The sequence below is a fragment of the Sphaerisporangium sp. NPDC049003 genome (genome assembly GCF_043197795.1).
GTDB lineage: Bacteria > Actinomycetota > Actinomycetes > Streptosporangiales > Streptosporangiaceae > Sphaerisporangium.
The window spans coordinates 1-26,359 of sequence record NZ_JBICTU010000053.1; the positions used below are offsets into that span (position 1 = coordinate 1).

Annotated in this window: 27 protein-coding genes, 1 other RNA gene and 1 pseudogene; 11 read left to right on the forward strand and 18 right to left on the reverse strand. The window is 71.3% G+C overall.

Features of this window, described 5'->3' with window-relative positions; translation table 11 throughout:
* Both ACGFIV_RS34745 and ACGFIV_RS34750 read left to right on the forward strand, forming a co-directional pair.
* Window positions 1–261 (forward strand): hypothetical protein (locus ACGFIV_RS34745; protein ID WP_392839302.1); only part of this gene is annotated, 261 nt, incomplete at its 5' end.
* A gap of 217 nt (window positions 262–478) precedes the next feature.
* Window positions 479–847: a hypothetical protein gene (locus ACGFIV_RS34750; RefSeq protein WP_358559153.1), complete on the forward strand. Its 369-nt coding sequence runs from the start codon at window positions 479–481 to the stop codon at window positions 845–847.
* A 102-nt stretch (window positions 848–949) separates the two neighbouring features.
* On the opposite strand, the gene ACGFIV_RS34755 is transcribed toward ACGFIV_RS34750, so the two are convergent.
* From ACGFIV_RS34755 to ACGFIV_RS34790, 8 genes are all read right to left on the reverse strand, one after another.
* Window positions 950–2,401, reverse strand: coding sequence for an MFS transporter (locus ACGFIV_RS34755; RefSeq protein WP_392839304.1), 1,452 nt, complete (start codon window positions 2,399–2,401; stop codon window positions 950–952).
* Entirely contained in the window at window positions 2,401–3,759 is a 1,359-nt protein-coding gene (locus tag ACGFIV_RS34760; RefSeq protein WP_358559157.1) for a HAMP domain-containing sensor histidine kinase, read from the reverse strand. The genes ACGFIV_RS34755 and ACGFIV_RS34760 overlap by 1 nt, the downstream gene beginning before the upstream one ends.
* 81 nt (window positions 3,760–3,840) lie before the next feature.
* Window positions 3,841–4,821, reverse strand: a complete 981-nt coding sequence (locus ACGFIV_RS34765) for a M24 family metallopeptidase (RefSeq protein ID WP_358559159.1) — start codon at window positions 4,819–4,821, stop codon at window positions 3,841–3,843.
* A complete protein-coding gene (locus ACGFIV_RS34770) occupies window positions 4,818–5,732 on the reverse strand; it encodes an ABC transporter ATP-binding protein (protein WP_358559161.1) in 915 nt (304 codons plus the stop codon). The genes ACGFIV_RS34765 and ACGFIV_RS34770 overlap by 4 nt, the downstream gene beginning before the upstream one ends.
* A complete protein-coding gene (locus ACGFIV_RS34775) occupies window positions 5,729–6,523 on the reverse strand; it encodes an ABC transporter ATP-binding protein (protein ID WP_358559163.1) in 795 nt (264 codons plus the stop codon). The genes ACGFIV_RS34770 and ACGFIV_RS34775 overlap by 4 nt, the downstream gene beginning before the upstream one ends.
* A complete protein-coding gene (locus tag ACGFIV_RS34780; RefSeq protein WP_358559165.1) occupies window positions 6,520–7,371 on the reverse strand; it encodes an ABC transporter permease in 852 nt (283 codons plus the stop codon). Before ACGFIV_RS34780 ends, ACGFIV_RS34775 begins: the two co-directional genes overlap by 4 nt.
* 97 nt (window positions 7,372–7,468) lie before the next feature.
* Window positions 7,469–8,599, reverse strand: a complete 1,131-nt coding sequence (locus ACGFIV_RS34785) for an ABC transporter permease (protein ID WP_392839308.1) — start codon at window positions 8,597–8,599, stop codon at window positions 7,469–7,471.
* Entirely contained in the window at window positions 8,574–10,187 is a 1,614-nt protein-coding gene (locus tag ACGFIV_RS34790; RefSeq protein ID WP_358559169.1) for an ABC transporter substrate-binding protein, read from the reverse strand. Before ACGFIV_RS34790 ends, ACGFIV_RS34785 begins: the two co-directional genes overlap by 26 nt.
* 120 nt (window positions 10,188–10,307) lie before the next feature.
* Here ACGFIV_RS34790 and ACGFIV_RS34795 point away from each other — a divergent pair, with 120 nt between their 5' ends.
* A complete protein-coding gene (locus ACGFIV_RS34795) occupies window positions 10,308–10,949 on the forward strand; it encodes an Lrp/AsnC family transcriptional regulator (protein WP_358559171.1) in 642 nt (213 codons plus the stop codon).
* Between the two features lie 41 nt (window positions 10,950–10,990).
* On the opposite strand, the gene ACGFIV_RS34800 is transcribed toward ACGFIV_RS34795, so the two are convergent.
* Together ACGFIV_RS34800 and ACGFIV_RS34805 are read right to left on the reverse strand one after the other, a co-directional pair.
* Entirely contained in the window at window positions 10,991–11,335 is a 345-nt protein-coding gene (locus tag ACGFIV_RS34800; protein ID WP_358559173.1) for a hypothetical protein, read from the reverse strand.
* A gap of 467 nt (window positions 11,336–11,802) precedes the next feature.
* A complete protein-coding gene (locus ACGFIV_RS34805) occupies window positions 11,803–12,090 on the reverse strand; it encodes a hypothetical protein (protein ID WP_392839311.1) in 288 nt (95 codons plus the stop codon).
* Between the two features lie 64 nt (window positions 12,091–12,154).
* On the opposite strand from ACGFIV_RS34805, the gene ACGFIV_RS34810 reads away from it, so the two are divergent.
* From ACGFIV_RS34810 to ACGFIV_RS34820, 3 genes and pseudogenes are all read left to right on the forward strand, one after another.
* Window positions 12,155–13,261 carry a protein kinase gene (locus tag ACGFIV_RS34810; protein ID WP_392839313.1) on the forward strand — a complete coding sequence of 369 codons (1,107 nt, stop codon included), beginning with the start codon at window positions 12,155–12,157 and terminating at the stop codon, window positions 13,259–13,261.
* A 32-nt stretch (window positions 13,262–13,293) separates the two neighbouring features.
* Window positions 13,294–14,019: pseudogene (locus ACGFIV_RS34815) on the forward strand (lanthionine synthetase LanC family protein); the annotation flags it as partial.
* A gap of 76 nt (window positions 14,020–14,095) precedes the next feature.
* Entirely contained in the window at window positions 14,096–14,269 is a 174-nt protein-coding gene (locus ACGFIV_RS34820; protein ID WP_358560525.1) for a hypothetical protein, read from the forward strand.
* A gap of 89 nt (window positions 14,270–14,358) precedes the next feature.
* On the opposite strand, the gene ACGFIV_RS34825 is transcribed toward ACGFIV_RS34820, so the two are convergent.
* Window positions 14,359–15,066, reverse strand: a complete 708-nt coding sequence (locus ACGFIV_RS34825; protein WP_358560527.1) for an SSI family serine proteinase inhibitor — start codon at window positions 15,064–15,066, stop codon at window positions 14,359–14,361.
* 234 nt (window positions 15,067–15,300) lie between these two features.
* Between ACGFIV_RS34825 and ACGFIV_RS34830 the strand changes: the two genes are divergently transcribed.
* The gene (locus ACGFIV_RS34830) at window positions 15,301–15,681 is read left to right on the forward strand and encodes a VOC family protein (protein ID WP_358560529.1); all 381 of its coding nucleotides are present in this window, start codon (window positions 15,301–15,303) and stop codon (window positions 15,679–15,681) included.
* Between the two features lie 15 nt (window positions 15,682–15,696).
* Here the strand turns inward: ACGFIV_RS34830 and menC are convergent, their stop codons facing one another.
* The 5 genes from menC to ACGFIV_RS34855 form a co-directional block, all read right to left on the reverse strand.
* Window positions 15,697–16,803 carry an o-succinylbenzoate synthase gene (gene menC, locus ACGFIV_RS34835; RefSeq protein WP_392839316.1) on the reverse strand — a complete coding sequence of 369 codons (1,107 nt, stop codon included), beginning with the start codon at window positions 16,801–16,803 and terminating at the stop codon, window positions 15,697–15,699.
* Window positions 16,800–17,642: a GNAT family N-acetyltransferase gene (locus tag ACGFIV_RS34840; protein WP_358560533.1), complete on the reverse strand. Its 843-nt coding sequence runs from the start codon at window positions 17,640–17,642 to the stop codon at window positions 16,800–16,802. Before ACGFIV_RS34840 ends, menC begins: the two co-directional genes overlap by 4 nt.
* Before the next feature lie 37 nt (window positions 17,643–17,679).
* Window positions 17,680–18,780, reverse strand: coding sequence for a M20/M25/M40 family metallo-hydrolase (locus ACGFIV_RS34845; protein ID WP_358560535.1), 1,101 nt, complete (start codon window positions 18,778–18,780; stop codon window positions 17,680–17,682).
* A complete protein-coding gene (locus tag ACGFIV_RS34850) occupies window positions 18,780–19,877 on the reverse strand; it encodes a dipeptidase (RefSeq protein WP_392839319.1) in 1,098 nt (365 codons plus the stop codon). The genes ACGFIV_RS34845 and ACGFIV_RS34850 overlap by 1 nt, the downstream gene beginning before the upstream one ends.
* 184 nt (window positions 19,878–20,061) lie before the next feature.
* Entirely contained in the window at window positions 20,062–21,504 is a 1,443-nt protein-coding gene (locus ACGFIV_RS34855; RefSeq protein WP_392839321.1) for a flavin-containing monooxygenase, read from the reverse strand.
* Between the two features lie 60 nt (window positions 21,505–21,564).
* Between ACGFIV_RS34855 and ACGFIV_RS34860 the strand changes: the two genes are divergently transcribed.
* The 4 genes from ACGFIV_RS34860 (at window position 21,565) to rnpB (ending at window position 24,903) form a co-directional block, all read left to right on the forward strand.
* Window positions 21,565–22,458 carry a Nif3-like dinuclear metal center hexameric protein gene (locus ACGFIV_RS34860; RefSeq protein ID WP_358557438.1) on the forward strand — a complete coding sequence of 298 codons (894 nt, stop codon included), beginning with the start codon at window positions 21,565–21,567 and terminating at the stop codon, window positions 22,456–22,458.
* Window positions 22,406–23,146, forward strand: a complete 741-nt coding sequence (locus ACGFIV_RS34865) for a C4-type zinc ribbon domain-containing protein (RefSeq protein WP_358557441.1) — start codon at window positions 22,406–22,408, stop codon at window positions 23,144–23,146. Before ACGFIV_RS34860 ends, ACGFIV_RS34865 begins: the two co-directional genes overlap by 53 nt.
* The gene (locus ACGFIV_RS34870) at window positions 23,143–24,369 is read left to right on the forward strand and encodes a bifunctional RNase H/acid phosphatase (protein ID WP_392839324.1); all 1,227 of its coding nucleotides are present in this window, start codon (window positions 23,143–23,145) and stop codon (window positions 24,367–24,369) included. Before ACGFIV_RS34865 ends, ACGFIV_RS34870 begins: the two co-directional genes overlap by 4 nt.
* A 138-nt stretch (window positions 24,370–24,507) precedes the next feature.
* An RNA gene (gene rnpB / locus ACGFIV_RS34875) (RNase P RNA component class A) lies at window positions 24,508–24,903 on the forward strand.
* Between the two features lie 236 nt (window positions 24,904–25,139).
* Here rnpB and ACGFIV_RS34880 read toward each other — a convergent pair.
* Window positions 25,140–25,820, reverse strand: a complete 681-nt coding sequence (locus ACGFIV_RS34880; RefSeq protein ID WP_358557447.1) for a VC0807 family protein — start codon at window positions 25,818–25,820, stop codon at window positions 25,140–25,142.
* Window positions 25,817–26,296 carry a hypothetical protein gene (locus ACGFIV_RS34885; RefSeq protein WP_392839326.1) on the reverse strand — a complete coding sequence of 160 codons (480 nt, stop codon included), beginning with the start codon at window positions 26,294–26,296 and terminating at the stop codon, window positions 25,817–25,819. The genes ACGFIV_RS34880 and ACGFIV_RS34885 overlap by 4 nt, the downstream gene beginning before the upstream one ends.
* Window positions 26,297–26,359: the final 63 nt, after the last annotated feature.

The following is a 26,359-nucleotide window of genomic DNA, read 5'->3' on the forward strand; positions in this document are numbered from 1 at the left end:
GGACGAACTGAGGGAGATCATTATGATCGACTACACGACCAGGTGGTCCCTTCCTCGTGGCAACTGGGTGGTCCCATCAGGCTGGCAAGCGACAACGCCTCCGCGCTTCGCCTGGAGGATTTCCTCACTTTCAGTCCCGCCGGCACGGTGGAGCATTCCGACTCCGTGATCTCGCGGAGCCTTCTGCTGATCAGCCAGCGAGAGCGTCTGAATGGAGCTGCGGTACAAACCCCGGGATCATACGCGGCCGATCTCGTCTAGTGCCGCGCGCGTTCAGCACGACGAAGGGCCCCGTCCAGGTGAACACGTTCTACCTACCCGGCCCATGCCCTGCCACAAGCGGTGGGCACCAGGGCGACGCAAGGGTATGAGGCGATCCTTAGCGTGATTTCGCAGGTAATAGCATGAAAGTGCCAGGCGTGGAAGCCGTATGCCCGGGCCGTTGCGGCGGCGGGGTTCGTACACGTTGGAGAACATCATGACTGTGAAGCTGAGCAAACGGTCGTTCGAGTTCGCGAAGAGGCTGATCGACGAGGGGCATGACGTCCTGGACGAGATGGACGACTGGAGCGAGCACCAGCCGTCGACCCGGCAGGAGAACGACTTCATCGAGGAGCACGGGTTCGCGGAGTACGCCAAGTGGCATCTCGCCGAGGACGACGAGGCCGGTGAGGAGACCAAGTCCCGGTACAAGTTCCCCTACGGGGACTTCGAGAAGGTGCATCGGTGCGGCGTCATCGCGGCCGAGGTCCGGGCGGCCCGGCTCGACTACGGCGACATCGAGGTCGCCGCGGCCCACCTGCACGGCATGCTCGACGAGCTGAGGTCCCACCAGCACACGAGCTGAGGTTCCCACCCGCAGTTCCACCGACACACGAGCTGAGGGCCCACCAGCAGTTCCACCGACACACGGGCTGAGGGCCCGTAAGCACCGCGGAGCTGGGCGGGGTCAGGGTGGTGTGCGGGCCGGTGCCAAGGTGCGGGTCCGCCGTTCGGCGAGGACGTCGACGAGGGCCACCAGGAAGGCGGCCAGGATGAACGCGATGTTGACCAGCAGCGCGTGGCGGAAGGCCGGCGCGTAGTCGCCGTGCGTCGAGGCCACCTGGGAGAAGAACGCCGAGCCCACCGCCGCGATGCCGATGGAGGCGCCGATCCGCTGCCCCGTCTGGAGGACGCCGCCCGCGGTGCCGGCCTTGGCCACGGGCACCTCCGACAGGGTCAGCGTCTGGTTCGGTGAGACGACCAGGCCGCTGCCGATGCCCGCGACGAACAGCGGCAGCGCCATCGCCCAGCCCACCCTGGGTGTGGGCATCACCCGCACGATGAGGTCCAGGGCGGTCAGCCCCACCGTGATCAGCACCAGCCCGAGCGCGACCAGCCGGCGGCCGATCCGGGTGACGATCCGCCCGCCCAGCGCCGCGCTCGGGGCCGCTCCGAGCGCGAACGCCGTGCTCGCCAGCCCCGCGTGCAGGGCCGTGTAGTGCAGGCCCTCCTGGAGGTACTGGGTGAGGATGAAGAAGATCGCGGTGAATCCGCCGAAGTAGAGCAGTCCGAGCAGGGCGCCGAGGGCGTACGAGCGTCTCTGGAACAGCGAGAGGTCGACCATCGGCTGGTGCCGCCGCCCGTACCACCGCTCCCAGGCCGTGTACCCGGCGAGCACGATCAGTCCCGCCGGGACCAGCAGCCATCTGGCGGGGCCGTGCCACCGCTGCCCCTCAACGAGGGGGAGCAGCACCAGGAAGATGCCCCCGGCCAGCAGCGCGACCCCCACGGGATCCATGTCCTCCCGCAGCCTCCTCGCCCCGCCGCCGGGGATGTAGCGGTAGGCGAGGACGATGGCCAGGACGCCGATCGGGATGTTGACGTAGAAGACGTAGCGCCACCCCTCCTGCTGCCCGCCGAACTGGATGAGCAGGCCGCCGAGCAGGGGGCCGATCGCGGTGGAGACGCCGATCGTGGCGCCGAGCAGCCCGAACGCCCGTCCTCGCTCCGCCCCGCGGAAGAGCTGCTGGATCAGGCCGCTGACCTGCGGGTTGATCACCCCGCCCGCGGCCCCTTGGACGACGCGCGCGATGACCAGCCAGGTCGACCCCTGGGCGGCCCCGGCGACCATGCTGGCGAGGGTGAACAGGACGACGCCGAAGACGAACGCGCTCCGCCGCCCGTGGGTGTCGCCGAACCGGCCGGCGGGGACGAGCACCAGCCCGAAGGCGAGCGCGTACCCCGACACCACCCACTGCAGGTCGCTCGGCGGGGCGTGCAGGCCCACGCGGATGGAGGGCAGGGCCACGTTGACGATGCTGACATCAAGCAACGTCATAAATCCGGCGACCAGGCAGACGGTCAGCGCCTTCCACCGGCGGGGGTCCGACCCCTCCACGTGCGCGCGGGGCGTTCCCATCAGGCGGGGGTGCGAGCGGCGAGGAGCGGGATCCGGAGGACGAAGCGGGCGCCCTTGGGGGAGTCCTCGATGGTCAGCGTCCCGCCGTGCTGCTCGGCGATGTCCCTGGCGATCGCCAGGCCCAGCCCGGTGCCCTGTTTGTCCTTCTCGCGGCCCGCCGCCAGCCGGGTGAAGCGCTGGAACACGACCTCCCGCTGCTCGGGCCTGATCCCCTGGCCGTCGTCGATGACCTCCAGCACGGCCTCACGGGATTCGCGGCGCACCGAGACGGTCACGGTGGAGACGGCGTGCCGTTCGGCGTTGTCCAGCAGGTTGGTGAGCAGCCGTACGAGCTGGAGCCGGTCGCCGATGACGACCACGCCTGGCTGGAGGTCGAGTACGTTGCGCTTGCGCCGGAAGCGGCGGCCTACCTCGGCGCGGACCAGTTCGGCGACGTTGACGTAGTCGCGGGCGACCTTCTCGCCGGAGTCGAGCCGCGCGATCAACAGCAGGTCGGTGACGATGGCCTGGAGCCGGTCGAGGCTCACGAGCAGGGACTCCGAGGTCTTGACCCAGTCGGTGTCGTCCGGGTGCATCAGCGCGTCCTCCACCTGCGCGCGCATCGCGGTGATGGGGCTGCGCAGGTCGTGGCCGGCGTCGGAGGCGAAGCGCCGCTGCCGCTCCACCGCCTGCTGCAACCGGTCCAATGTCTCGTTGACGATCTCCGCCAGGTTCCGGATCTCGTCGCGGTGCAGGGACAGCGGCACCCGGCGGCTGAGGTCCGACGCGGTGATCTCGGTCAGCTCCTTGCACACGCTGTCCACGGGGGCGAGGGCCCTGCCGACGATGCGGTACGTGCCGAGCGCGGTGGCCGCCACCACGAGCAGGGAGCCGAGGCCGAGGAGCGCGACCAGCGCGGAGTTGACGTGCCACGGGACCACGGGATCGGCGCCGTAGATGAGCCAGTCGCCTTCGGGCCGGTAGTACCGCGTGACGACCACGTTCATGCAGGTGCCCTCGTGTCCGGGCACCCAGCAGGTGACCCCGTGGGCCTCACCCTGCTCGTCCGCGGGGGCGATGTCGGCCATCAGCGGCTTGCCGGCGAGCTGGCTGGTGGACGAGACGATCTGGCCCTTGTCGTCCACCACCTGGACGGCGTCGACCCGCTTCGGGGGCAGGATCCGGGGAAGCCTGCCCAGCCTGATCAGGCGGCCGACGTGGAGATCGACCAGGACGATCTCCTGCCGTTTCTCGCTCATCGCCAGGTCGTGCACGCCCAGGAAGACGAGCACGCTCACGCCCGCGCACGCCAAGGCCATCACGACACTGGCGACCCACGTCAGCCGAGTCCGTACGGACCAGTCGCGCCAGAGCCTCACCGCGCCCCCCTGTCCGCCTCATGATCACCCTAAAACCGGATCATTCGAGGTCAGGGCAGCGGAAGGGCAAGATGGTTGAAACTATGGATCAAGGACATGCAGTGCTCGGGGCACCTGGTTCATCGTCCGGATCCCGGTTTCAGTGCATTCCACCACATCTCCGACCCGGGCCCCGTAAAGATCGGGCACGTGGATCCCCGGTTCGATCGTCATGGTCATGCCGGGTGCCAGTACGGTGCGGTCCGCGGCGGTGAGCCACGGCGCCTCGCGCCGGTCCAGCCCGACCCCGTGACCCGTCCCGCGCGTGACGTAGGCGCCATACCCGCTCTCGTCGAGCACGCTCCAGGCCGCCGCGTCGACCTCCGCGGCCGTCACGCCGGGCCGTACGGTCTCGGCCGCCGCCTTCCGCGCGGACAGCAGGACCGCGTAGACCGCGTCGAAGTCCTCGGGCGGCTCGGCCACGACGAACCCCCGGCTGGCGTGCGCGTGGTACCCGTCGGACTCGGCCGTGACCCGGATCGACACGGCGTCGCCCGGGTTGATCACCCGGCCGGCCGGGGTGTGGCGCGGCCGCGCGGTGTTCTCGCCGGCGGCCACCACGACCGAGACGTGCCCTTCGGCGCCCGACTCGGCGGCCAGCCGCCGCGCCATGTCCTTCTCCGTGGCGCCGAACCAGGACAGGTCACGTGCCAGGGCGAGGACGCTGTCGGCCGCCGCCGCCGCCCGTTCGATCGCGACGATCTCGTCCGGGCGCTTGGTGACGCGCAGCGGGTCCAGTACGGCCGAGGCCAGCACCAGGTCGGCGTCGACGCGGAGCACGAACAGTTCGTGCGCTCGCATCTGGGCGTCGACCCCCACCCGCGACACCGAGGCGGGGATCAGCGCCGCGGCCTCGGCGGCGTCGGCCGCGAACCCCGGGGGCAGCCCGGGGACGAGCACGAGGAACCCGGAGACGTCACGGCCCGCGACGTACCGCAGGTCGGGAGAGGGGCGCAGCACCAGCGCGTCGAGGCCGGCCGCGGACATCCGCGCGAGCACGGCCGCCATGACCTCGCCGGTCATGCGGGCGGATACAGCCAGCAGGACACCGGCCCGGGGGCGGGCTCCTTCTCCGCGCAGACGTCCATCGCCAGGGGGCAGCGTGGATGGAAACGGCACCCCGCCGGCGGGTCCGCCGGATCGGGCACGTCGCCCGGCAGCTCCTCGGGCAGCCTGCCCAGCCCGTCCGGCTCCGGGATCGCCCGCAGCAGGGCCTGGGTGTACGGGTGGCGGGGGTTCGCCCAGATCTCGTCGGTCGGGCCGGTCTCGACGATCTTCCCGAGGTACATCACGGCGATCCGGTCCGCGATCAGCCGTACGACCGACAGGTCGTGGCTGATGAACAGCAGCCCGGCGCCCGACTCGACGGCGAGGTTGCGCATCAGGGTCGCCACCTGGGCCTGGGCCGAGGCGTCCAGCGCGGAGATCGGCTCGTCCCCGATGAGCAGCGAGGGACGCGCCGCCAGCGCGCGGGCGATCGCGATCCGCTGCCGCTGCCCCCCGGAGAACTCGTGCGGGTAACGCCCGGCCATCTGGGCGGGCAGCCCCACCCGCTCCAGCATGCCGCCGGGGGTCGTCTCGCGGTCGCGCGCCGCCGCGAGGCCGTCGGCGATCTGCGCGCCGATCCGCCGCCGGGGGTTGAGCGAGGCGTACGGGTCCTGGAAGACCATCTGGATCTTCGTCAGCGCCCGGTCCCTGCGCCGCAGGCCGAGGGGGGTCACCTGCCCGTCCTCGAACGCGATCGTCCCGCCGGTGGCGGCGGTGAGCCCGCAGACCGCCCGCGCCAGCGTCGACTTGCCGCAGCCCGACTCGCCCACCAGCCCGACGACCTCGCCGGCCGCCACGCTCAGGCTGGCCCCCGCCACCGCCCGTACGGCCGGACGGCCTGGCGTCCGGTGGTCGACGACCAGGTCGTCCACGGTCAGCAGGCTCACGAGCCCTCCCTCGGAAGTGCGTCCAGCAGGGCGCGGGTGTAGGGATGCTCCGGCGTGCGGAGCACCTGGGCGCGGGGGCCCGTCTCCAGGACCAGCCCCTCCCTCATGACGCTGACCTCGTCCGCCACCGCCGACATGACACCGAGGTCGTGCGTCACCAGCAGCACGGCGAGCCCGAGGTCGTCGCACAGGCCCCGGAGCAGCCGCAGGACCCCCGCCTGGACGGTGACGTCGAGCGCGGTGGTCGGCTCGTCGGCGATCAGGACCTTCGGACCGCACGCCAGCGCGATGGCGATGGCGACGCGCTGGCGCATCCCGCCGGAGAACTGGTGCGGGTAGCGGTCGACCGCCGCCGCCGGGCCGGGGATCCGCACCTGGCCGAGCAGCTCGATCGCCCGTGCCCGCGCCTCGGCCTTGCCGACCCCGAGGTGGTGCCGCATGTGCTCGGTGATCTGCCGGCCGATCGACAGCATCGGGTGCAGGCTGGTCGCCGGGTCCTGGAACACCATCGCGATCTCGCGTCCCCTGACCTTGTTCAGGTCGCGCTGGGACAGTTCGAGCAGGTTCCGCCCGTCTTCGAGGACGACGCGGCCGGACGTCCTCGCGCCGTGGGGGAGAAGGCCGAGCGCGGCCAGGCCCGTCATGGTCTTGCCCGAGCCGCTCTCGCCCGCCAGGCCGTGGACGCGGCCGGGCCGCAGGCCGATGTCGACCCCGCGGAGGATCTCGTGCTCGCCGATGGCGACCTTCAGTCCCTCGACGCTCAGCACCGTGGCGGCGCCGGTCGAGCTCATAGCGCACGCTCCTTGATGGCGCGGGCCGTACGGGGGTCCAGGGCGTCGCGCAGCGTGTCGCCGAGGAAGTTGAACGCCAGCACCACCGTCAGGATGGCGAGGCCCGGGAAGGTCGCGACCCACCAGCTGTCGAACACGTCCACTCCCGCGGCGACCATCGCGCCCCACTCGGGGGAGGGCGGCTTGGCCCCGAGCCCGAGGAAGGAGAGCCCCGACAGCAGGAGCAGCGCCGTGCCGATGTCGAGCGTGGCGAGCACCAGGATGGGGCCGGTCACGTTGGGGAGCACGTCCACCCGCAGGGAGCGCCATGCGGAGAAGCCGAGCAGCCGGCCGCTGAGCACGAACTCACGTTCCCGCATGCCGAGGACCAGGCCGCGCGTCACGCGGGCATAGGCCGGCCAGGCCACGACCAGGACCGCCAGCACCGCGTTGGTCAGGCTGGCCCCGAGCGCCGCGGCGACGACCATCGCGAGGATCACCGTGGGGAACGCGAAGACCAGGTCGGCCAGCCGCATGATCCCTTCCCCTACCCATCTGCCGAAATATCCGGCGCTGGCGCCGAGCGCGCCGCCGATCAGCAGGGACAGCACCACCAGCAGGAGCGTCAGCGGGATGGACACCCGGGCGCCGTACATGATCCGGGACAGGATGTCGCGGCCGAGCTGGTCGGTGCCGAACCAGTGCCCGGGGCCGGGGGAGGCCAGCCGGGGCAGGTCCTGGGCCAGCGGATCGTGCGGCGCGAGCAGGGGAGCGGCGGCGGCGATCACGAGCCAGGCGAGGGCCACCACGGCCCCCACGACGGCGAGCGGCTGCCGCCACGCCTCAGGAAGTCGCGAAAGGATCCTCACGCGGGCCTCACTCCCGGGCGGGTGACCGAGAGCGGGCTCACTCCCAGGCGGGTGACCGAGAGCGGGCTCACTCCCGGGCGGGTGCCCGTGTACGGACTCACGACAGCCTCACTCTCGGGTCGATGACCCCGTACAGGATGTCGACCACCAGGTTGATGAGGACGTACACGCCGCCGACCACCAGGCCGACGCCCATCACGGCGGGCAGGTCGAGGGTCGTGGCGCTCTTGTACGCGTACTGGCCGATGCCGGGCCGGGCGAACACGGACTCGACCAGCACGGTGCCCGACAGCAGGCTGCCGAACGCCAGGCCCGCCACCGTGATGATCGGCACCAGCGCCGAGCGCAGCACGTACCGGAACAGGATGACGCGGCCCGGCAGGCCCTTGGCCCGCGCGGCGCGCACGTAGTCCTGCCCCAGCACCTCCAGCACCGCCGAGCGCGTGAAGCGGGTCAGCAGCCCGATCGTGTACGCGGCGAGCACGAGCGCGGGGGTGATCAGGTGGCCCACGGCCGACGAGAACACGTCCCACTGCCCCGCGAGCGCGGCGTCGACGGTGTAGAGGCCGGTGACGCCCGGCGGCGCGCTCATGTCGGGGGCGACGCGCCCGCTGCCCGGGGTGATCTGGAGGCGGAAGAAGAACACGTAGAACGCCACCAGCGCCAGCCAGAACGTCGGCACGGAGATGCCGATGAGGCTCACCACGCGCAGGACCTGGTCCGACAGCCGGTCGCGGCGCAGCGCGGCGACGACGCCGAACGCCACGCCGGCGATCAGCGAGATCACGATCGCCCCGCCGGCCAGCTCGATCGTGGCGGGGACGAACTCCGCCAGGTCGGTCAGGACGGGCCGGTGGCTCTGCTGGCTCATGCCGAGGTCGCCCCGGACGAGCCCGCCGAGATACGTCAGGTACTGCGCGGGGAGCGGCTTGTCGAGGCCGTGCTCGGCGCGGAACTGCGCGACGATCGCCGGGTCGCCCAGCGCGCGCTGGCCGAGGTTGGCCGTCACCGGGTCGCCCGGCACGAGGTTGGTCAGGACGAACGTGACGAGCGTGATCCCGAAGCCGAGCAGCACCGCGACGCCGATCCGGCGCAGCAGGAACCGCGCCAGCGGATGCCGCGGCCCCCTTCCGCCCATGCGGGTGGACCGGCTTCCGCCCATGCGGGTGGCACGGCGCGGAGCCGTGCCACCCGCGGGGACGTCACTTGGCGCCGAGGGCTGCGACATCGACCGTCCACACCGGGTGGAAAGCGAGGCCGGTGACGGAGGCGGCCGTCACGATGTTCTGGCTGGGCTGGACCAGGGGGACGAACGGCCCCGAGGCGTTGAGCGTGTTCTGGATGTCGACGTACATCTGCTTGCGCGCGTCGTCGCCGATGGTCGTCGCGGCCTTGTCGCCCGCGGCCTCCAGCTCCTTGTCGGCCCCCGCCTTCCAGCCGGCGCGCAGGCCGACCGTCTTGCCGGGGAGGAAGGCCAGGTAGTCGCTCGGGTCCGGGTAGTCAGGTCCCCAGTACCACAGGCCGAGCTCCTCCTTGCCGTTGCGGTAGTTGTCGAGCGCGGTCGCCACCGGGGCGGGGGCCAGCTCGACGGTGATGCCGACCTCCTTGAGGTTGGCCTGGATGCGCTCGGCGAACGGCTGGAACGACAGGCCCTGGAGCGTGATGTCGCTCGGGTACTCCAGCTTGACGCTGGGGTCGCTCACGCCGCTGGAGGCGAGGGCCGCCTTGGCGCCCTCGACGTCCCGCTTGACGGCCTGGTCGGGGGACAGCGCGCCCAGCAGCATCGTCGGGATCACGCCCGGCGCCTGGACCGAGCCCTCACCGGCGAGTTCCAGCAGGCCCTGGTAGTCGACGCCCTTGCGGATGGCCTCGACGACCTTGGGGTTGTTCGTCACCTTGCTGACGCCCGGGTCCTGGTTGGCCAGCATGAACACGACGTTGGCCGAGGCGGTCTTGGTGGTCTGCAGGCCCCCGGCGACGCCCTTGATCTGGTCGCCGGACAGGTCGAGGGCGACCTGGCTGTCCCCCCGCTGCACGTTCAGTTTCTGGGTGGCGGACTCGACGTTGCGCAGCACGACCTTGGTGTACGTGGGCTTCTTCGCGCCCCAGTACTTGGCGTTGGCCTTCAGCACCACCTGTGACTGGGCGTTGAAGGACTCCAGCTCGTACGGCCCGGAGCCGGCTGAGGCGCCGTTGAGGAACTGCTCGGCCTTGTCGGAGGCGTCGGCGGTGCCGCCGTGCTCCTTGACGACCTTGGAGTTCACGATGCCGAGGGCGGGGTTCGGGAGGATGAACGGCAGCGCCGGGTTGGCGGTCTTGGAGGTCAGCGTGACGGTCGTGGCGTCGGTCTTGGCCACCTCGACCCCGTCGAGGAGGAAGGACGGGTTGCCCTTCAGGTCGCGCACCCGGTTCAGGGAGAAGACGACGTCGTCGGCGGTGACCGGGGAGCCGTCGGAGAACGTGGCGCCCTGCCTGAGCTTCAGCGTGAGCGTCTTGCCGTCGGCGGACTGCTCGTAGGACTCGGCGAGGGAGGGGACGGGCTTGGTGACGTCGGAGCCCTCGAAGGTCAGCAGGGTGTCGTAGAGCGCCTTGCCGATGAGCAGGCCGGTCGGCTCGTAGTTGCGGCCGGGGTCCGCGGTCTTGAGGGTGAAGGACGCGTCCATCACCAGGGTCTTGCTCGCGCCGCCGCTCTGCGACGACGGGGTGGGCGTGCCGCCACCGGAGCAGGCGGCGAGGGAGAGCGCGCCGGTGAGCAGGACCGGCAGCAGAGCCGCCTTCGCCTGCCATGCCGTACGGCGCCGCGGACGGGTCGCCATTCTGTGTCCTCCGGAATTGGTGCTATGTAGACGATTGTTACCGTGTCGTCCAGGATTGTCCGATGAAACGTCCAGCTCGCGGCGGGAAGCCGAGACGGATATAACGCTTAGGAACCAGGTATGACCGAAATGTCAGGCTCGCCGACGCCCGGGACCGGGGTCCCTGGACGGATCGGCATCGGCCTCCAGCTCGACGCGATACATATGAAGATCCTGGAGGTCCTGCGGGAGAACGGCCGTATCTCGGTCGCGGCGCTGGCCGAGCGGGTCGGGATCTCCCGGGCCAGTGCCTACACCAGGTTCGAGGCGCTGCGCGCGGACGGTGTGATCAAGAAGTTCACCGCCGAGGTCGACCATGTGCGGGCCGGTCTCGGCATCACCGCGCTGGTGTTCGTGACGGTGCGGCAGCAGATGTGGAAGCAGTTCCGCGCCCAGCTCGCGCAGATGCCGGAGGTGGAGTACTGCGCGATCACCACCGGGCAGCACGACGCGATGATCCAGGTCAGGATGGCCGACGTCGCGGCGGTCCACGCGCTGGTGACCGAGCGCCTGGCGAGCATCCCCGCCGTCAAGGCCACCGAGACGGTCTTCATCCTGGACGAGGTGCTCAAGCGGCCGTACGTCCTGCCCTCCGACCGCCGCCCCCGCCAGACCCCCCGCAGGCCCCCGGCCGACCCCCCACCCCCGCCGAACGTCCCCCTCGGCAAAATGCGCTTCGTAGGCGCCGCCGAAGGCCGCGCCGACATGCACAAGGAACCCTGACCCATATCGAGATGGCCTCCCCCGCCCCGGCCATGGGCGGGTCAGACCTCTTCGCAGACGCTGGTCTGGGGGGTGTCGTCGCCGTCGAAGGTGAACTCCTCCACCAGGCGGAGGCGGCCGTCGGGGAGCGGCTCGATGCGGCTGCCGCTGCGTCCGGAGGCGCGTCCGCCCGCTTTGAGCCCGTGGACGTACATGATCTCGATGCGGTCGTCGTCCCTGGTGCCCACGAATCGGCCTTGTGTCACGGTGTCGCCGGTGTAGCTGCCCCAGATGAGACCGTCCGCCTCCTCGTAGGCGAACCGCGTGGGTTCGACGGTGTTCACCTCGCTCGCCGTCGAGCTGATCATGATGAAACTGCGGCCGTTGAGAAGATTCCTGTCGCTCACGCCTCCGCATCGTTCCCACTCCCGGCCACCCGTGCCGCCCCTGCTGGACGTTTCGCTCACCAGTCCCGGAGCGGCGTGGTGATCCGTCTTCGGCCACCGGCCGAACAGAGGGATGATCTGTACGCCCGATCCGGAGGTGACCGGGCGGACACGCCGGCGGTGGAGGAACTCACCTGACGCGTCACGCGCTCGGCAGTCTGTCGCGGAGCTGGTGGCGACGCCTGACGCCCAGTTTCTGGTAGGCGTTCGAGAGGTGGACCTCCACGGCGTGCCGCGATGGCGGCCTGATGTTCGAGGTGGTCGCCGTAGCTCGTGGTGACCCGCCGCATGAGGAGACGGAGCAGGAGCACGACCGGGATCGCCATGACGACGAAGACCGCTCCGAGCCGCCAGTCGACCAGCCAGAGGGCGGCCAGCCCGACGAGGGAGGCCGCCGCCCCCACCGCGGCGCCGACCAGTGTGGGGACCTACGTGGCGGCGGCCGCGGCGTTACCCGTCATGCGGGCCACCAGGTCTCCGGTGAGGTGGCGTCTCGCACCGGCGACGCCCAGGGCGAAGACCTGCCGGGTGAGCCGTTCGCGCAGGGTCAGGGCGACGCGGGTGGTCACCGCGACCTGGGCGATCCCGCTTCCCGCCTCCGCCAGCGCCCTGACCACCAGGAGCCCCAGCAGGGCGAGGGCGAGCGGGCGGACGCGCCTCCGGACGCAGCGGCAGCCGCATCGAGCCGAAACCGAGGGGCTGCCGGGGCCGGGCATCCTTTCCGATCGGCCCTACCGCCCGGGGAGCCTGGTTCACTACCGGTTCGGGGCGTTCGCCGGCGTGCGGACGCTCGGCAACGACGGGACGTACGAGGCGATGCTGGTGGCCCCCGACGGGAGCCTGAAGCCGGACCGGCGGCAGGCGTGGTTCTCCCCGCCGTCGTGGGCGCCGAGGGACCCCTTCACCGGGGAGCCGCCGGACCAGGGGCCCGCGGGGGACGGCCAGGGACCGGTGCTGCTCAACGGCCGGTACGTGGTGCGAGAGGTCATCCGGCACGCCTTCGGCGGTGGGGTGTACCGGGCCACCGATGAGCGGACGGGAGGCCAGGTCGTCGTCAAGCAGGCACGCCCGCACACGGTGGCCGACCTGACCGGGAACGACATCCGCGTCGCCCGCCGTCATGAGGCGCGGATGCTGGAGCTGTTCGAGCCCTCCGGGGCGACGGCACGCCTGGTCGAGGTGTTCGAGCAGCAGGGTGACCTGTTCCTGGTGCAGGAGGCGATACCAGGAGTCACGTTGCGCCAGTGGGTGAGGGACACCATCGAGCCGGATGACGGCGAGGGCTGGGGGCTCCCGAGGGAGACCGCCGAGCGGATCGCCTGCGGCCTGGTCGGGCTGGTGGAGCTGGCCCACGCCAAGGGCCTGGTACACCGCGATTTCAACCCCAACAACATCATGGTGACCGAGGACGGCGACCTGCGCCTGATCGACCTGGAGATGCTCGCGACGCCGGGGGAGCGGGTCAGCCAGGCCTACACGCCGGGGTACGCGGCGCCGGAGCAGGTCGACGCGGCACCGATCTGCGCCGCCCCACAACGGCCGCCGATCTCTACAGCCTGGGCGCCACCCTGTTCTACCTGGTCAGCGGGGCCGACCCGATGCTCGTCCCCGACCAACCGGAGACGCGGACGCGTCAGGAGCGCATCGGCACCTGGCTGGGCCACCTCGCCGCCGCGAACCCGGCCGCCCGGTGGCTCGCCGCGATCATCGTCCCGCTGCTGCACCCGGACCCGGCGCGACGCCCGCGCCTGGACGACGTGCGCGCCTTCCTCACCGGGCCGGAGCGACGCCCATGCCTGGACGACGTCCGCGGCGCCGGGCCGGAGCGACCGCACGCCCGTCACGTGCCGCCCGCGAGGCCCGGCGCCGCGGACGTGGAGCGGATGATCGTCCACGCGACCGAGCACCTGCTGCTCACCATGGGGCCGGACGACTCCGGCCGGCTCTGGAGGCCGGCCGCGTTCACCGCGGCCACCGACCCGTTCAGCGTCCACCACGGCGTCGCGGGGGTCCTCGGCGTACTCACCCGTGTACACGAGGCCCGGCCCGACCCGGCCTTGCGGGACGCGGTGGCGACCGTGGCGGACTGGATCGCCCACAACGTGCCGCGCGAGCCCCGTGCCCTGCCGGGACTGCACTTCGGCCGGTCGGGCACCGCCTGGGCGCTGCTGGAGGCCGGGCGGGCGCTGGGTGAGGAGGACCTCGTCCGCCTCGCCGCGGACCTCGCCCGGCGCGTCCCGGTCAGCTGGCCGAATCCGGACGTCTGCCACGGCGTCGCCGGAGCCGGGCTCACCCAGCTCCGGTTCTGGGAAGTCACGGGAGACGACGGATTCCTGGACCGGGCGCGGCGGGCCGCGTGCGCTCTCACCGCCGCGGCCGAGCTCAGGGACGGGCGCACCGTGTGGCCGATCGCGCGGGACTTCGCCTCCATGCTCGCCGGCCTCGTCCACTAAGGCTTCGCGCACGGCGTCGCGGGAGTCGGAGCGTTCCTGCTGGCCGAGGCACGCGCCACCGGCGACGCCCGCTGCCTGGACCTGGCCGCCCGCGCGGCCGGCACCCTCCTATCCGTCGTCGAGGTGAAACGCGGGGCCGCCTACTGGCCCAGCGGGGAGAAGGACGACAGCCCGCTCATGACCCACTGGTGCAGCGGCTCCTCCGGAGTGGGCACGTTCCTCGTACGCATGTGGCAGCAGACCGGAGACCCCCGACGAGACCGAGGAAGTGGACCTCGTGGGCTTCAACACCGGCCTCGCCGGGGTCCTGGCCTTCCTCACGCGGCTGCGGCACGGTGGCCCCCGCCTATGGCTGCCGGAGTCGCTGACCTCCTTCGCCCCGGCGGGCCGTCCGGGCACCGACGGGCCGGCCACACCCGGTCTCGTGCCCCTTGCCCGGTGAGCGGCACGACCGGCCCGTCACCGCGGACGAGGAGGGCCCCGGCCGGCGGCCGGGGCCCTCCTGTCAGCTCGTGTGCGGCGTGCGCACGATCAGAAATCGTAAACCGAACCCGTGGCGGCTCGCAGGGTGCACGAGTTGCTGTAGGTGTGGCGCACCGAGATGTGGCGACCATCCCAGGTGCCGATGGCGGTGACCGTCACAGGACTGAAGATCCTCGGGCAGTGGGTCCCCAGCGCCACGCTCAGCCTGCTCACATCGCCGCCGACCGGGATGAGCACACGGCAGGCGCTCGCCGCCGAGGGGTGCGTCCCTCCTGGAGGCGAGCATCGTACGGTCACGACGCGACTGGATGAAAGCGGCGTGATTCCGCGCTGCTTGCTCAGGACCAGAGACCGGGTGCGCCGATCAGGCGACCCGGGCACCGTACCGGTGTGTGGTCCCGGCGTTGGCCCGGTGTGTGGTCCCGCGGGCGGCCACGGGTGTGGTCCCGGCGTCGGTCCGGTGTGTGGTCCCGGCGTCGGCCACGGGTGTGGTCCCGGCGTCGGCCCTGTGAGAGGTCCCGGTGGTGTCGGCTTCGGGAAGGGCAAGATGTGAGGCCCTGGCGGTGGTGTCGCCCCGATCAAGGGCTGGTCGACCAGGCCCGGAGGCTGGTCGCCCAGGCCCGGAGCGCCGGGTGGCGGATCCCAGGCCGCAGAGGCGCCGGCCGCCGAACCGGCGGCGGCAGCCGCACCGAGGACCAAGGCCAGACAGCTCAGGCCAGTGTAAAGACGTCGCAAGTGAATCCCCCGATCACGCATGACGATGAGCGGACTACAGCCTCCCGCGCTCACCCGCTCACAGCGGTGATCGACGCTCTGATCACACCCTTTCTATGCGATATCTCTACCCCGCCGCCGTACGGGTGTGGGCGGTTTCCGCTCGGACTCTGGGGACTTGGTGACCTTGTCCGGGACGTCCGGCAGGGCGAGTGCTGGACGCGACCTGTCGGACCCGTTGCCTAAGGTTGGCCGTCAGGCGACCAAGGAGGCGACGTGATCGATCGGCCACGAATGACGGTGTCGGGCATCGTGCTCGGCTCACCCGACCCCCATGAGCTGGCGGCCTTCTACCACCGGCTCCTCGGATGGGAGGTGCGGGACGACGAGCCCGACTGGGTGAAGCTCGCCGCGCCCGGCGGCGGGCCGGGGCTGTCGTTCCAGACCGAGACGGCCTACGTCCGGCCGGCCTGGCCCGCCGGTCCCGGCGACCAGCAGATGATGGTCCACCTCGACATCCTGGTCGACGATCTCGACGTCGCGGGTGCTCACGCGGAGGCCTCGGGCGCGACCCTCGCCGAGTTCCAGCCGCAGGACGACGTGCGGGTCTACCTCGACCCCGCCGGGCACCCCTTCTGCCTGTTCGTGTCCGAGTAGGGGGCGCCGAGCCGGTCAGGCGGCGATCCACTCCCTGGAAGTCGTGACCTTCTCCAGGATGTCCGGCACGGGCTCCACGCCGAGGCCGGGGCCGGTGGGCACGGGCAGGTGGCCGTCCTTCAGGACGAACGGCTCGGTGATGTCGGTCGCGTAGTAGCGGCTCGATCCCGAGGTGTCGCCGGGAAGGGTGAAGCCGGGCAGCGCGGCCAGCGCGACGTTGGCGGCCCGGCCGAGGCCGGTCTCCAGCATGCCGCCGCACCACACCGAGATCCCGTGCGCCCGGCACAGGTCGTGGATACGCCGGGCCTCGATGTACCCGCCCACCCGGCCGGGCTTGACGTTGATGATCGAGCAGGACCCGAGCGAGATCGCGGCGGCGGCGTGCTCGGCCGACTCGATCGACTCGTCCAGGCACAGGGGAGTCCTCAGCCGCTTCGCGAGGGCGGCGTGCTGCACCAGGTCGTCGTCGGCCAGCGGCTGCTCGATCAGCAGCAGGCCGAATTCATCGAGCCGCGCCAGGTGCGTGGCGTCCACGAGGGTGTAGGCGGCGTTGGCGTCCACCTGCAGCGGCAGGTCGTCGCCGAAGCGCTCCCGCACCGCCCGTACGGGCGCCACGTCCCACCCGGGCTCGATCTTGATCTTCACCCGCGTGTAGCCCTCGTCCAGGTAGCCGGCCACCGCGTCGAGGAGCTTCGGTATCGAGTCCATGATGCCGACCGACACCCCGCACGGCACCCGGTCGCGGGAGGCGCCGAGGAAGGAGCCGAACGACCTGCCGGCCGCGCGCAGCTCGGCGTCGAGGACGGCCGTCTCCAGCGCGGCCTTGGCCATCCGGTGGCCCTTGAAGGGAGAAAGCGCCCGGCCCACGGCGTACGCGTCGATGCTCGGCAGGGCGGTGAGAGCCGGGATCAGGAAGCGCCGCATCACCTCGGCGGCGCCGTCGACGTACTCGGAGGAGTACAGGGGCTCGGACATCGCCACGCACTCGCCCCACCCCTCGGCCTCCGGGGTGACCACCCTGACCAGCAGCACGTCCCGCTCGGTCTCGGTGCCGAACGAGGTACGGAACGGCGCGACCAGCGGCATCGCGATCCTGCGCAGTTCGACACCGGTGATCTTCACGCTCGCTCCAAAATGTAGTGGCCGTCGGTGGTGAACCCGGTGACGCGCGCACCGCCGTCGATCAGCCCGCCGAGCACGTCGCGCATCGCGTGGCGCCACGCCTTGGCGGCGGCCGGGTCGGAGCGGCGGAGCCTCTCGATGTCCTCGGGGGTCTCGACCAGGAGCACCCGTCCGTCCGTACGCCCGGCGCCCGGGCGGTCGTCTTCGGCGGCCAGCGCCACCACGGCCCCCTCGGGAGCCCGCGCCGGACGCGCCGTGCGCGTGCACGCCGCCAGCGCGTGAGGCTCGCCCAGCCGCCACACCGCCAGGAGCCGGTCGGACTCGTCGCCCGCGTTGATCACGTCGTCCATGGTCCCGTAGAAGCACGGGAGGTACTGCTCGGGGCGGGCGCCGAGCTTGGCGATGTTGAAGTAGGCGTTGCGGCGCACCAGAGGATCATAGGTCCAGGAGATCCGGCCGAGCCCCCGCGACAGCGCCCAGGCTCGCTGGTGGAGCTTCAGGGCGAACCCGATGCCGCGCCCTATGATGCTGCCGGTGACGTGGGAGTGCAGCGCCGTACCGGGGGGACCGGCGAGGAAGCCGACGCTCGCGCCGACCAGCACGGCGCCCTCGAAGGCGCCGGCCACGTAGTTGCCGCTGTGGGAGAACGCGCGCATCAGCTCCACGCTCATCGGGACGTTCGCGGGCTCCGGGTGCCAGATCTCGTCGTACAGGCGGTGGACCAGCTCGAACTCCGCGATCTCGTGAAGTTCGCGCACCAGCACCCCGGCGTCCCTGGCGGCGGCCTGCCATTGCGCGGTGGCCGCGCCCGCGAGCGACACGACGCTTCCCGAGGTCACGGCCCGCCCCCTAAGCCCGGGCTCCTGCGCGGAACGGTCACTGCCGGCCCTCCAGGATCGCTTCCACCAGCCTGGCCAGCAGGGCCGCGCGGCGGGGCATCTCCTCCACGATCACGTGCTCGTGCGCCGCGTGCGCCCCGCCGCCCACCGCGCCGAGGCCGTCGAGCGTGGGGCACCCGGCCCCGGCCGTGAAGTTGCCGTCCGAGCCGCCGCCGACGTGCACGCCGCGCAGGGGCCCGAGCCCCAGCTCGGCCGCGGCCTGCTCCGCCAGCTTGAACAGGGCGGACGAGGAGGCGACGTCCATCGGAGGCCGGTTGGGCCCGCCCGTCACCACGAGGCGCGTGCCGGGCAGGCTCGGCGACAGGGCGCGCATCCGGGCGTCCACGAGGGACTGCGCCGAGAGGTCGGACGCGCGTACGTCGACGGCGACGGCCGCCCGCGCGGGCACGGTGTTGGCACTCGTGCCCGCGCTCATCACGGTCGGGGTCACGGTCGTCGTGCCGCCCGGGTCCGCCATCGCGGCGATGGCGAGCACCTGGTGGGCCAGTTCGACCCCGGCGTTCGCCCCCTTCTCGGGTTCCAGGCCCGCGTGGGCGGCCACGCCGTGCACGGCCACCTCGTACCGGGAGACGCCCTTGCGGGCGGTCTTCAGCGCGCCGCCGTCGGCGCTCGCCTCTAGGACGAGCGCGGCCGAACATTCCCGGGCGCTCTGCTCGATGAGCTTTTGCGAGGTGGGCGAGCCCAGCTCCTCGTCACCCGTCACCAGCACGCACACCCCGTCCACCGACGCGAGCGAGCGCAACGCGTGGAACATCTGGACGAGCCCGGCCTTCATGTCGAACACTCCCGGGCCGCGGGCGATCCCGCCGGTGACCGACCACGGGTGCGTGCGCAGCGACCCGATCGGCCAGACCGTGTCGTGGTGGCCGAGGAGCAGGACGCGGGGCGTGCCGAAGCTCCAGCGCAGGTGCGTGACCCCGCCGAGCACGACCGTCTCGGGCCGTACGCCGAGATGCCGGGCGCCGAGGTCGGCGACGACCGCGGCGCTGGCGGCGACCGCGTCGTGATCGGTGGAGAAGGACTCACACAGGACGAGCTCCTCCAGGTCGTCGAGCATGACCGGCAGGTCGCCGGGCATCACCTGACCGGCCCCTGCTCGGCCGTCCCTTGCGCGGCCGGTCCCTGCGCGGCCGTCCTCGGCGCGGGACGTCCGAGCTCGGCGCGGAACAGGCGCATCACGTTGCCACCGAGGATCTTGCGGATGTCCTCCTCGTCCAGGCCACGCTTGAGCAGTTGCTCGGTGACCAGCGGCATGCCGCCCGGCCCGTCGAGCCCCTCGATGGCCATTCCCGAGTCGATGCCGCTGTAGCTGAACCCCTCGCAGCACGGCGGGGTGAGGTCGGTCATGACCTCCTTCATGAAGTCGGGGCCGAGGCCGACATGGTCGACGCCGGCGACGTCCGCGATGTGCAGGATGTGGTCCGCCAGCCGCTCCACCGTGTAGTCCTCGGGCTTCTCCGACAGGAACGCCGCGAGGAAGTTGACGCAGACGACGCCGCCGCCCGCGCTCACCGCGCGCAGCTGCCCGTCGGTGAGGTTGCGGTGGTGGTCGCGCAGGGCGCGCGCGGAGGAGTGCGTCGCGATGACCGGCCGCGTGGCGATCTCCAGTACGTGCGCCACGCCCGACGCTCCCAGGTGGGAGATGTCGAAGATCATGCCGAGCCGTTCCATCTCCTGGAGGGCCGCGACGCCGTAGGCGGTGAGGCGGCTGCCGGTGGCGTCCTCCCCGCTGCCGTCGGCGAGCGGCGTACGGCCCCAGTGGGCGATGGAGGCGACGCGGACGCCCAGCCGGAACAGGGTGGGCAGCAGCTCCACGCTCGCGTCCAGGCCCGGCATGCTCTCAAGGGCGATGACCAGGGCGATCTTGCCGAGTGCGAGCGCCTCGTCGATCTGCTGCCCGTCGTGGCAGATGCTCACGTCGCCGGGGTTGCCCTCGGCCAGCGCGTGGGCGCACTCGATCATCCGCAGGGTCTGGCGGAGCGCGCCCTCCGGGCGGTACTGGCTGTCGATGAAGACCGGCAGGACCTGCACGTCGACGCCGCCCTCGCGGAGCTGGGGCAGCCACCGCTCCCGGAAGAACGACGCCCACATCTCCGGCGGCCTCGCCGAGACCGCCATCAGGAGGTCGTTGTGGGTGTCTGCCACGATCGCGTCCTGATGCAGGTCAGCGAACACGTGTGGACTCCTCTCGCCTTGGACCTCGCCAGCGGTCCTTCCCACGTGTCATGCCCGCGACGCGGAAGTCGGCTGGCCGGAAGGGGCGGCTTGTTCGCCCCGAGTGTCCGGTTTCATCCGACCGTATACGCACGCGGGGCAAATCGAAATCCACGCCGCCAGGTCCCGGGCGGGTGGACGGAGGTCAGCCGAAGGTGTACGCCCCGGGCCGGGGGGCCCGCGTGATCCTGCGGTACACCGTCGTCGGCCGGGGCCAGTTGTTGGTCACCCTTCCGGCGGCGTTCTTGTACCAGCTGTGGCAGCCCGCCTCCCAGACGGTGCGGGCCATGGCCTGGTCGAGGGCCCGCCGCCAGGCGTCCATGGTGGCCGGACGCACCTCCATCGGCCCGCGCGCCGACAGCAGCGGCAGGCAGCCCATGATGTAGCGGACCTGCGACTCGATCATCAGGATGATCGAGTTGTGGCCGAGGTTGGTGTTCGGCCCGTACAGCAGGAAGAGGTTCGGGAAGTACGGCACGGCGATGCCCAGGTAGGCCTCGGCGCCGCCCTTCCACACCTCGTGCAGCCTGCGGCCCTCCCTTCCGGTGATCTCGATGGGGGCCAGGAAGTCCGTCGACCGGAAGCCGGTCGCGAAGACGATCGTGTCGGCCTCGCGGACGGTGCCTCCGGCGGTCTCGATGCCGTCGGGCACGATGCGGGTGATCGGCTCGGTGACCAGGTCGACGTTGGGCTGGGTGAGCGCCGGGTAGAAGTCGCTGTCGATCACGATGCGCTTGCAGCCGATCGGATAGGCCGGGGTGAGCTTGGCGCGCAGCGCCGGGTCCTCGATCTGCCGCCTCAGGTGGTCCCTGGCGCGCTTGCCGATCAGCCGCCTGCTCCATCCTCCGACGAGCACGGGGAACACCAGGCCCTCGATGAACCGGAAGATCCGCTCGCGGTCGGCGGCGAGCAGGAGCGGCACCCGCTGGAACGCCAGCCTCTCGCGCGGCCCGTACGTCCCGTCCGCCTTGGGGATCACCCAGTTGGGCGTGCGCTGGTAGACGTCCAGGTGGCCGGCGACGCGGGCGACGCGGGGGATGATCTGCGCGGCCGAGGAGCCGTTGCCGATCACGGCGACGCGGCGGCCGGTGAGATCGTGGTCGTGGTCCCAGCGGGCGGAGTGGAAGCCCGTACCCTCATAGGAGGACATTCCCGGAATGTCGGGCAGGCTGGGCCGGTTCAGCTGGCCCACTCCGGAGACGACCACGTCGAACAGCTCCTCCTGCCCGTCGGCCGTCGTCACCCGCCACCGGTTCACCGACTCGTCGAACGCTGCGGCCGTCACCTCGGTGTTCAGCCGCAGGCGCGGGCGCAGGCCGTACTTGTCGGCGCAGCGTTCGAGGTAGGCGAGGATCTCGTGCTGCCTCGGGAAGCGCCGCGTCCAGTCGTGACGCTGCTCGAACGAGTAGGAGTACAGGTGGGAGGGCACGTCGCAGGCGGCCCCCGGGTAGGTGTTGTCCCGCCAGGTGCCGCCGACGCGGCCGGCCTTCTCGAAGATCGTGTAAGTGGTGATCCCGGCCCTCTGGAGCTGGATCCCCATGCACAGTCCGCCGAAGCCCGCCCCAATGATCGCTACCGTTGGTGCCATTCGCCAGCCCTCCGGGTGTCAGGACGTACTTACGGTAGATCGTGGCGGTAGTCTGCGCACGTGTCCCCAACGGCGTTGTCCGCGATCATCGCGGAACTTGAATCGGCGTATGACCCCGCTTGGGCGGAGACCTGGGACGCCGTGGGCCTGGTTTGCGGAGATCCGGCGCAACTCGTAGGCAAGATCCTGTTTGCGGTCGATCCTGTGGCGAGCGTCGCCGACGAGGCGGTGGCCTGGGGAGCCGACCTGATCGTCACCCACCATCCCCTCTACCTGCGCGGCACGACCACCGTGGCCGCCGACACGGCCAAGGGCGCGCTGGTCCACCGGTTGATCAAGCACGACATCGCCCTCTACACCGCGCACACCAATGCCGACGTGGCCAGCCCCGGCGTCTCCGACGCTCTGGCCAGGGCCGTCGGGCTCTCCGGACCGCTGCGCCCCCTGCGGCCCTCACCGGACGACCCGGACCGTGGCCTCGGCCGCGTCGGCGAACTGGATGAGCCCCTCACGCTGCGGGAATTCGCCTCCCGGGCCGCCCGGGGGCTCCCGCGCACCGCGTGGGGCCTGCGGGTCGCCGGCGACCCGTCCCGCATGGTGCGCACGGTCGCCGTCAGCGGCGGTGCGGGAGATTCCCTCCTCGGCATGGCCCGCGCGGCCGACGTCTTCCTGACCGCCGACCTCAGGCACCACCCGGCCAGCGAGTTCATGCAGTCGGGGGCCTTCTCGGGCGGTCCGGCCCTGATCGACGCGGCCCACTGGGCCACCGAATGGCCCTGGCTGCCTCAGGCCGCGGAGCTTCTCGCGTCAGGGTTGGCCGCCAGGGGGATTAATGTTGAGACGCGCGTCTCCGAGACGGTCACGGACGCCTGGACGACAACAGCACAGTGCGAGGAATTAAGTGAAAGCAGCCCCGGAAGCACAGAAGCGTCTGCTCGAACTGGCCGAGCTTGACGCCATCCTCGACCGGCTGGCGCATCGCCGCCGCACGCTGCCCGAGCTCGCCGAGATCGACGAGCGTTCGGCCAAGCTGGCCCGCCTCGCGACCGAGGTGATCGCGGCGGAGACCGAGACCAGCGACCTCGCGAGGGAGCAGGCCAAGGCCGAGTCCGATGTCGACGCGGTGCGGGTGCGCGCCGAGCGCGACCAGAAGCGCCTCGACTCCGGTCAGGTCTCCTCACCCAAGGACCTGTCCAACCTCCAGTCCGAGATCGCCTCGCTCCACCGCCGCCAGGGCGACCTGGAGGACGTGGTGCTGGAGATCATGGAGCGCCGAGAGGCGGCGGACGCCACGGTCGCCCGGCTGTCGGCCGAGCGCGCCGAGATCGGCTCCGGCCTCTCCACGCTGGAGGAGAAGCGCGACGTCGCGCTCGCCGCCCTCGACAAGGAGAGCGGGGAGGCCAAGGGCAAGCGCGGAGGCATCACCGCCGACATCCCCGCCGACCTGCTCGCCCTGTACGAGAAGCTGCGCGGGCAGTACAGCGTCGGCGCGGCCATGCTGCAGGGCGGGCGGTGCCACGGCTGCAAGGTCTCCCTGTCGATCGCCGACCTCAACCGCATCCGTGCGGCCGCCGTGGACGAGGTGGTCCGCTGCGAGGAGTGCCGCAGGATCCTCGTCCGCACTCCCGAGTCGGGCCTGTGAACCTCGTCATCGAGGCCGACGGCGGCTCCCGGGGCAATCCAGGCCCCGCCGGATACGGCGCCGTCGTCAAGGACCCCGGCGGGCAGGTGCTGGCCGAGGCGGCCGACTCGCTCGGGGTCGCGACCAACAACGTCGCCGAGTACCAGGGCCTGATCGCCGGCCTGCGGTCGGTGCTCGCCCTCGCCGGCGAGGGCGCCACGGTCGAGGTCCGCATGGACTCCAAGCTGGTCATCGAGCAGATGGCCGGCCGGTGGAAGATCAAGAACGAGGGGCTGCGCCCGCTCGCGCTGGAGGCGGCCGACCTCGCGCGGCGCCTCCGCGTGAGCTGGAAGTGGATCCCGCGCGAGCGCAACCGCGACGCCGACCGCCTCGCCAACGAGGCCATGGACGCCGCCGCCCGCGGCGCGAAATGGCAGAGCACCGCCTCCGCGGAGCCCTCGGCCCCCATCCTCCCCGCCGCCTCCGCCGCCGCCTCCATCGCAGCCTCTGCCGCCCCCTTCGCCTCCTCCGCCCCCTTCGCCTCCTCCGACTCCGAGCCGGAGCACTCCGCCGAGGCGACGCTCGTCACCGCGCCGCGGCGCGGGAGCGGCTGGATGGGAGCGGCCAGGACCGCCACCACGTTGCTGCTGCTCCGGCATGGCGAGACGCCGTTCTCCGTCGAGCGCCGGTTCTCCGGCACCGGCGACCCCGAGCTGACCCCCAAGGGCGTCGCCCAGGCCGAGGCCGCCGCCGCCCGGCTGTCCGGCAAGACGTACGAGATCGACGTGATCGTCACCTCCCCGCTCCGGCGCGCCCGGCAGACGGGTGAGGCCGTCGCCTCCCGAACCGGGCTCAAGACCACCGCCGACGAGGGGCTGCGCGAGGTCGACTTCGGCGAATGGGAAGGCCACACGTTCACCGAGATCCAGCGCCACTGGCCGGACGAGCTGGCCGCCTGGCTCGCCGACCCGTCCGTGGCCCCGCCCGGCGGCGAGAGCTTCGAGCAGGCGGCGATCCGGGTCGAGGAGGCCAGAGACAGGCTGCTGCTCGAACACGGCGGCAAGACCGTCCTGGTCGTCTCGCACGTGACGCCGATCAAGCTCTTCCTGCGCTTCGCGCTGCTGGCGCCCCCGGCCGCGCTCTACCGCATGCATCTCGACGTGGCGTCCCTGTCGTCGGTCGACTACTTCCCGGACGGCCCGGCGCTGGTCACCTCGCTCAACGACACCGCACACCTTCGCTGATCTGGCGCTGATCTCACGTGGTGTACGGCGGCGACCTCGGGGGCTCGGGCCACCGCCGTACGCCTTCTATCAGACCTGATGGGGCTCAGCGCTGGATCAAAGGCGAGTTGTGATCCGTTAAACTGGACGAACGGCGGACGAGTCGGCCGGGCGACCGCGTCGGGGCTTCTCGAAGCTCCGCCGAGGAAGGTCCGGGCTCCACAGGGCAAGGTGGTCGGTAACGCCGACCCGGGGTGACCCGCGGGACAGTGCCACAGAAAACAGACCGCCTCCCCGATCGGGGGAGGTAAGGGTGAAACGGTGGTGTAAGAGACCACCAGCGCCCACGGTGACGTGGGCGGCTCGGTAAACCCCACCTGGAGCAAGGTCAAGAAGGGGTCCTCCTCGGAGGGCCCCGCGCGCGGCGTTCGAGGGTGACCCGCCCGAGTCGCGCGGGTAGGCCGCTTGAGGCCGCCGGCAACGGCGGTCCTAGATGGATGGTCGCCCCTTTGCGCAAGCAAAGGACAAAACCCGGCCTACAGGCCGACTCGTCCGCCCTGTTCTTCTCTGACCTGCGGTGAAGCCGTGATCGGGCAAGATCGACGCGGCCGGAGGGCACAATGGGGGCACATTCACGTGAGCTCGCCCGCCTCGGCGAAGGCGTGGTCCGTGGTCCAGGGCCGTACGAGCCCGCTCGGACGTCTCGGGGACCAGATGTCCGTAGAGATCCACGGTCGTGGTGATGGACTCGTGCCCGAGCCACCGGGACACCTCGGCGATGGGTTCGCGGCTCAGTCGTCGGACAGTGTCCTGGCGGGAACCGCGTCCCGGGAGCCGGCCTCCGAACTGGAGGCCCTCTTCGCCGCCTCTTCGCCGCGCTTGCCGTACCAGGCGCTCCATGCTCCGAGCAGGCCGATGGTCGCTACCAGGAGGATCGACGACAGCCCGGCCATGACATCGGTCGGCAGCCAGTAGACCAGGGGGAGGCGGACGGCCGACTCGACCAGAAGCGCGATTCCCCAGACGAGGGTCATCACCAGGTAGGTCCGGCGGAACATCGGCTCCGCCGCGTACAGGACGTCCCAGCGCCGCGCGGTGTCCGCGTCTTCGGCGCCGAAGCGCTTCGCCACGGCGAAGGCCGCGGGACGGCCTGCGACGCAGGAACCCAGGAAGATCAGGCCCGCGACCGCGGTGGTGACGGACTTGATGGCCAGGAGGAACTTCGCGTCTCCCGTCAGCAAGGAGAGGATCATTCCCACGCCGAAGACGACGCCCATGAAGGCGGCGAATCCATCGAAGCGACGCTGCCGGACGGCGACGTAGGCGACCCGCAGGAATCCGACGCTCGCCGCCGTCAGCATGGCGGCGTACTCGCTCACGCTCAGCGCGCGGCACACATAGTAGGTGCCGATCACCGGCACCACGTCCCACAGCACGACCGAAACGATCTGGTTGTTACCTGAACGGCTCATTTCTCACTCCTGAAGGTCTCGTCGAGCCAGTCACTGATGCGGGCCATGGCCAGTCGCTGGGCGCCTGAATGGCAATGGGCGTCGGCACCCTCCTCGGCGGTGAACTCGAGGAAGGTTCTCGGGCAGGTCAGGTGATCGTGGAGCGCCTCGGGCTGGCCTTGGAAGTCGAAGTCGCCGGGGGCCGAGCAGACCAGGGTGGGGCACCTGATCCGCTCGGCGATGCCGTCACGAAGGTGATAGCCGAGCATCTTGGCCGCGTACCCGCGCGATGACCGGGCGCCGGTGACCCACATGCCGGCGGCGCGGTCGGCCGTCGCCCGCCACTCCTTGTGCCAGCTGTCGTAGTCACTCTCGTCGATCCGCGGCGCGGTGGTGATCACTTCACCGATGTCCGCGCCGCCGTAGGCGATGTGGCCGAGCAAGCGCAGCGTCTCGTACCAGAACGTGACGTCCTTCTCAAAGATCAGCGCATCCACGCCCGTCCCCTTAATGCGAAGCTATTCGCTTCAAGTGGAAGTTAGCGCGGCGACGCGCTTAAA

What these genes read in the sequence shown, in the direction of transcription:
- ACGFIV_RS34750 (WP_358559153.1), top strand. Translation starts at nt 479, where the DNA reads ATGACTGTGAAGCTGAGCAAACGGTCGTTCGAGTTCGCGAAGAGGCTG.
- ACGFIV_RS34755 (WP_392839304.1), bottom strand. Translation starts at nt 2,401, where the DNA reads ATGGGAACGCCCCGCGCGCACGTGGAGGGGTCGGACCCCCGCCGGTGG.
- ACGFIV_RS34765 (WP_358559159.1), bottom strand. Translation starts at nt 4,821, where the DNA reads ATGACCGGCGAGGTCATGGCGGCCGTGCTCGCGCGGATGTCCGCGGCC.
- ACGFIV_RS34775 (WP_358559163.1), bottom strand. Translation starts at nt 6,523, where the DNA reads ATGAGCTCGACCGGCGCCGCCACGGTGCTGAGCGTCGAGGGACTGAAG.
- ACGFIV_RS34785 (WP_392839308.1), bottom strand. Translation starts at nt 8,599, where the DNA reads ATGTCGCAGCCCTCGGCGCCAAGTGACGTCCCCGCGGGTGGCACGGCT.
- ACGFIV_RS34790 (WP_358559169.1), bottom strand. Translation starts at nt 10,187, where the DNA reads ATGGCGACCCGTCCGCGGCGCCGTACGGCATGGCAGGCGAAGGCGGCT.
- ACGFIV_RS34795 (WP_358559171.1), top strand. Translation starts at nt 10,308, where the DNA reads ATGACCGAAATGTCAGGCTCGCCGACGCCCGGGACCGGGGTCCCTGGA.
- ACGFIV_RS34805 (WP_392839311.1), bottom strand. Translation starts at nt 12,090, where the DNA reads ATGCCCGGCCCCGGCAGCCCCTCGGTTTCGGCTCGATGCGGCTGCCGC.
- ACGFIV_RS34825 (WP_358560527.1), bottom strand. Translation starts at nt 15,066, where the DNA reads ATGCGTGATCGGGGGATTCACTTGCGACGTCTTTACACTGGCCTGAGC.
- ACGFIV_RS34845 (WP_358560535.1), bottom strand. Translation starts at nt 18,780, where the DNA reads ATGCCCGGCGACCTGCCGGTCATGCTCGACGACCTGGAGGAGCTCGTC.
- ACGFIV_RS34855 (WP_392839321.1), bottom strand. Translation starts at nt 21,504, where the DNA reads ATGGCACCAACGGTAGCGATCATTGGGGCGGGCTTCGGCGGACTGTGC.
- ACGFIV_RS34880 (WP_358557447.1), bottom strand. Translation starts at nt 25,820, where the DNA reads ATGAGCCGTTCAGGTAACAACCAGATCGTTTCGGTCGTGCTGTGGGAC.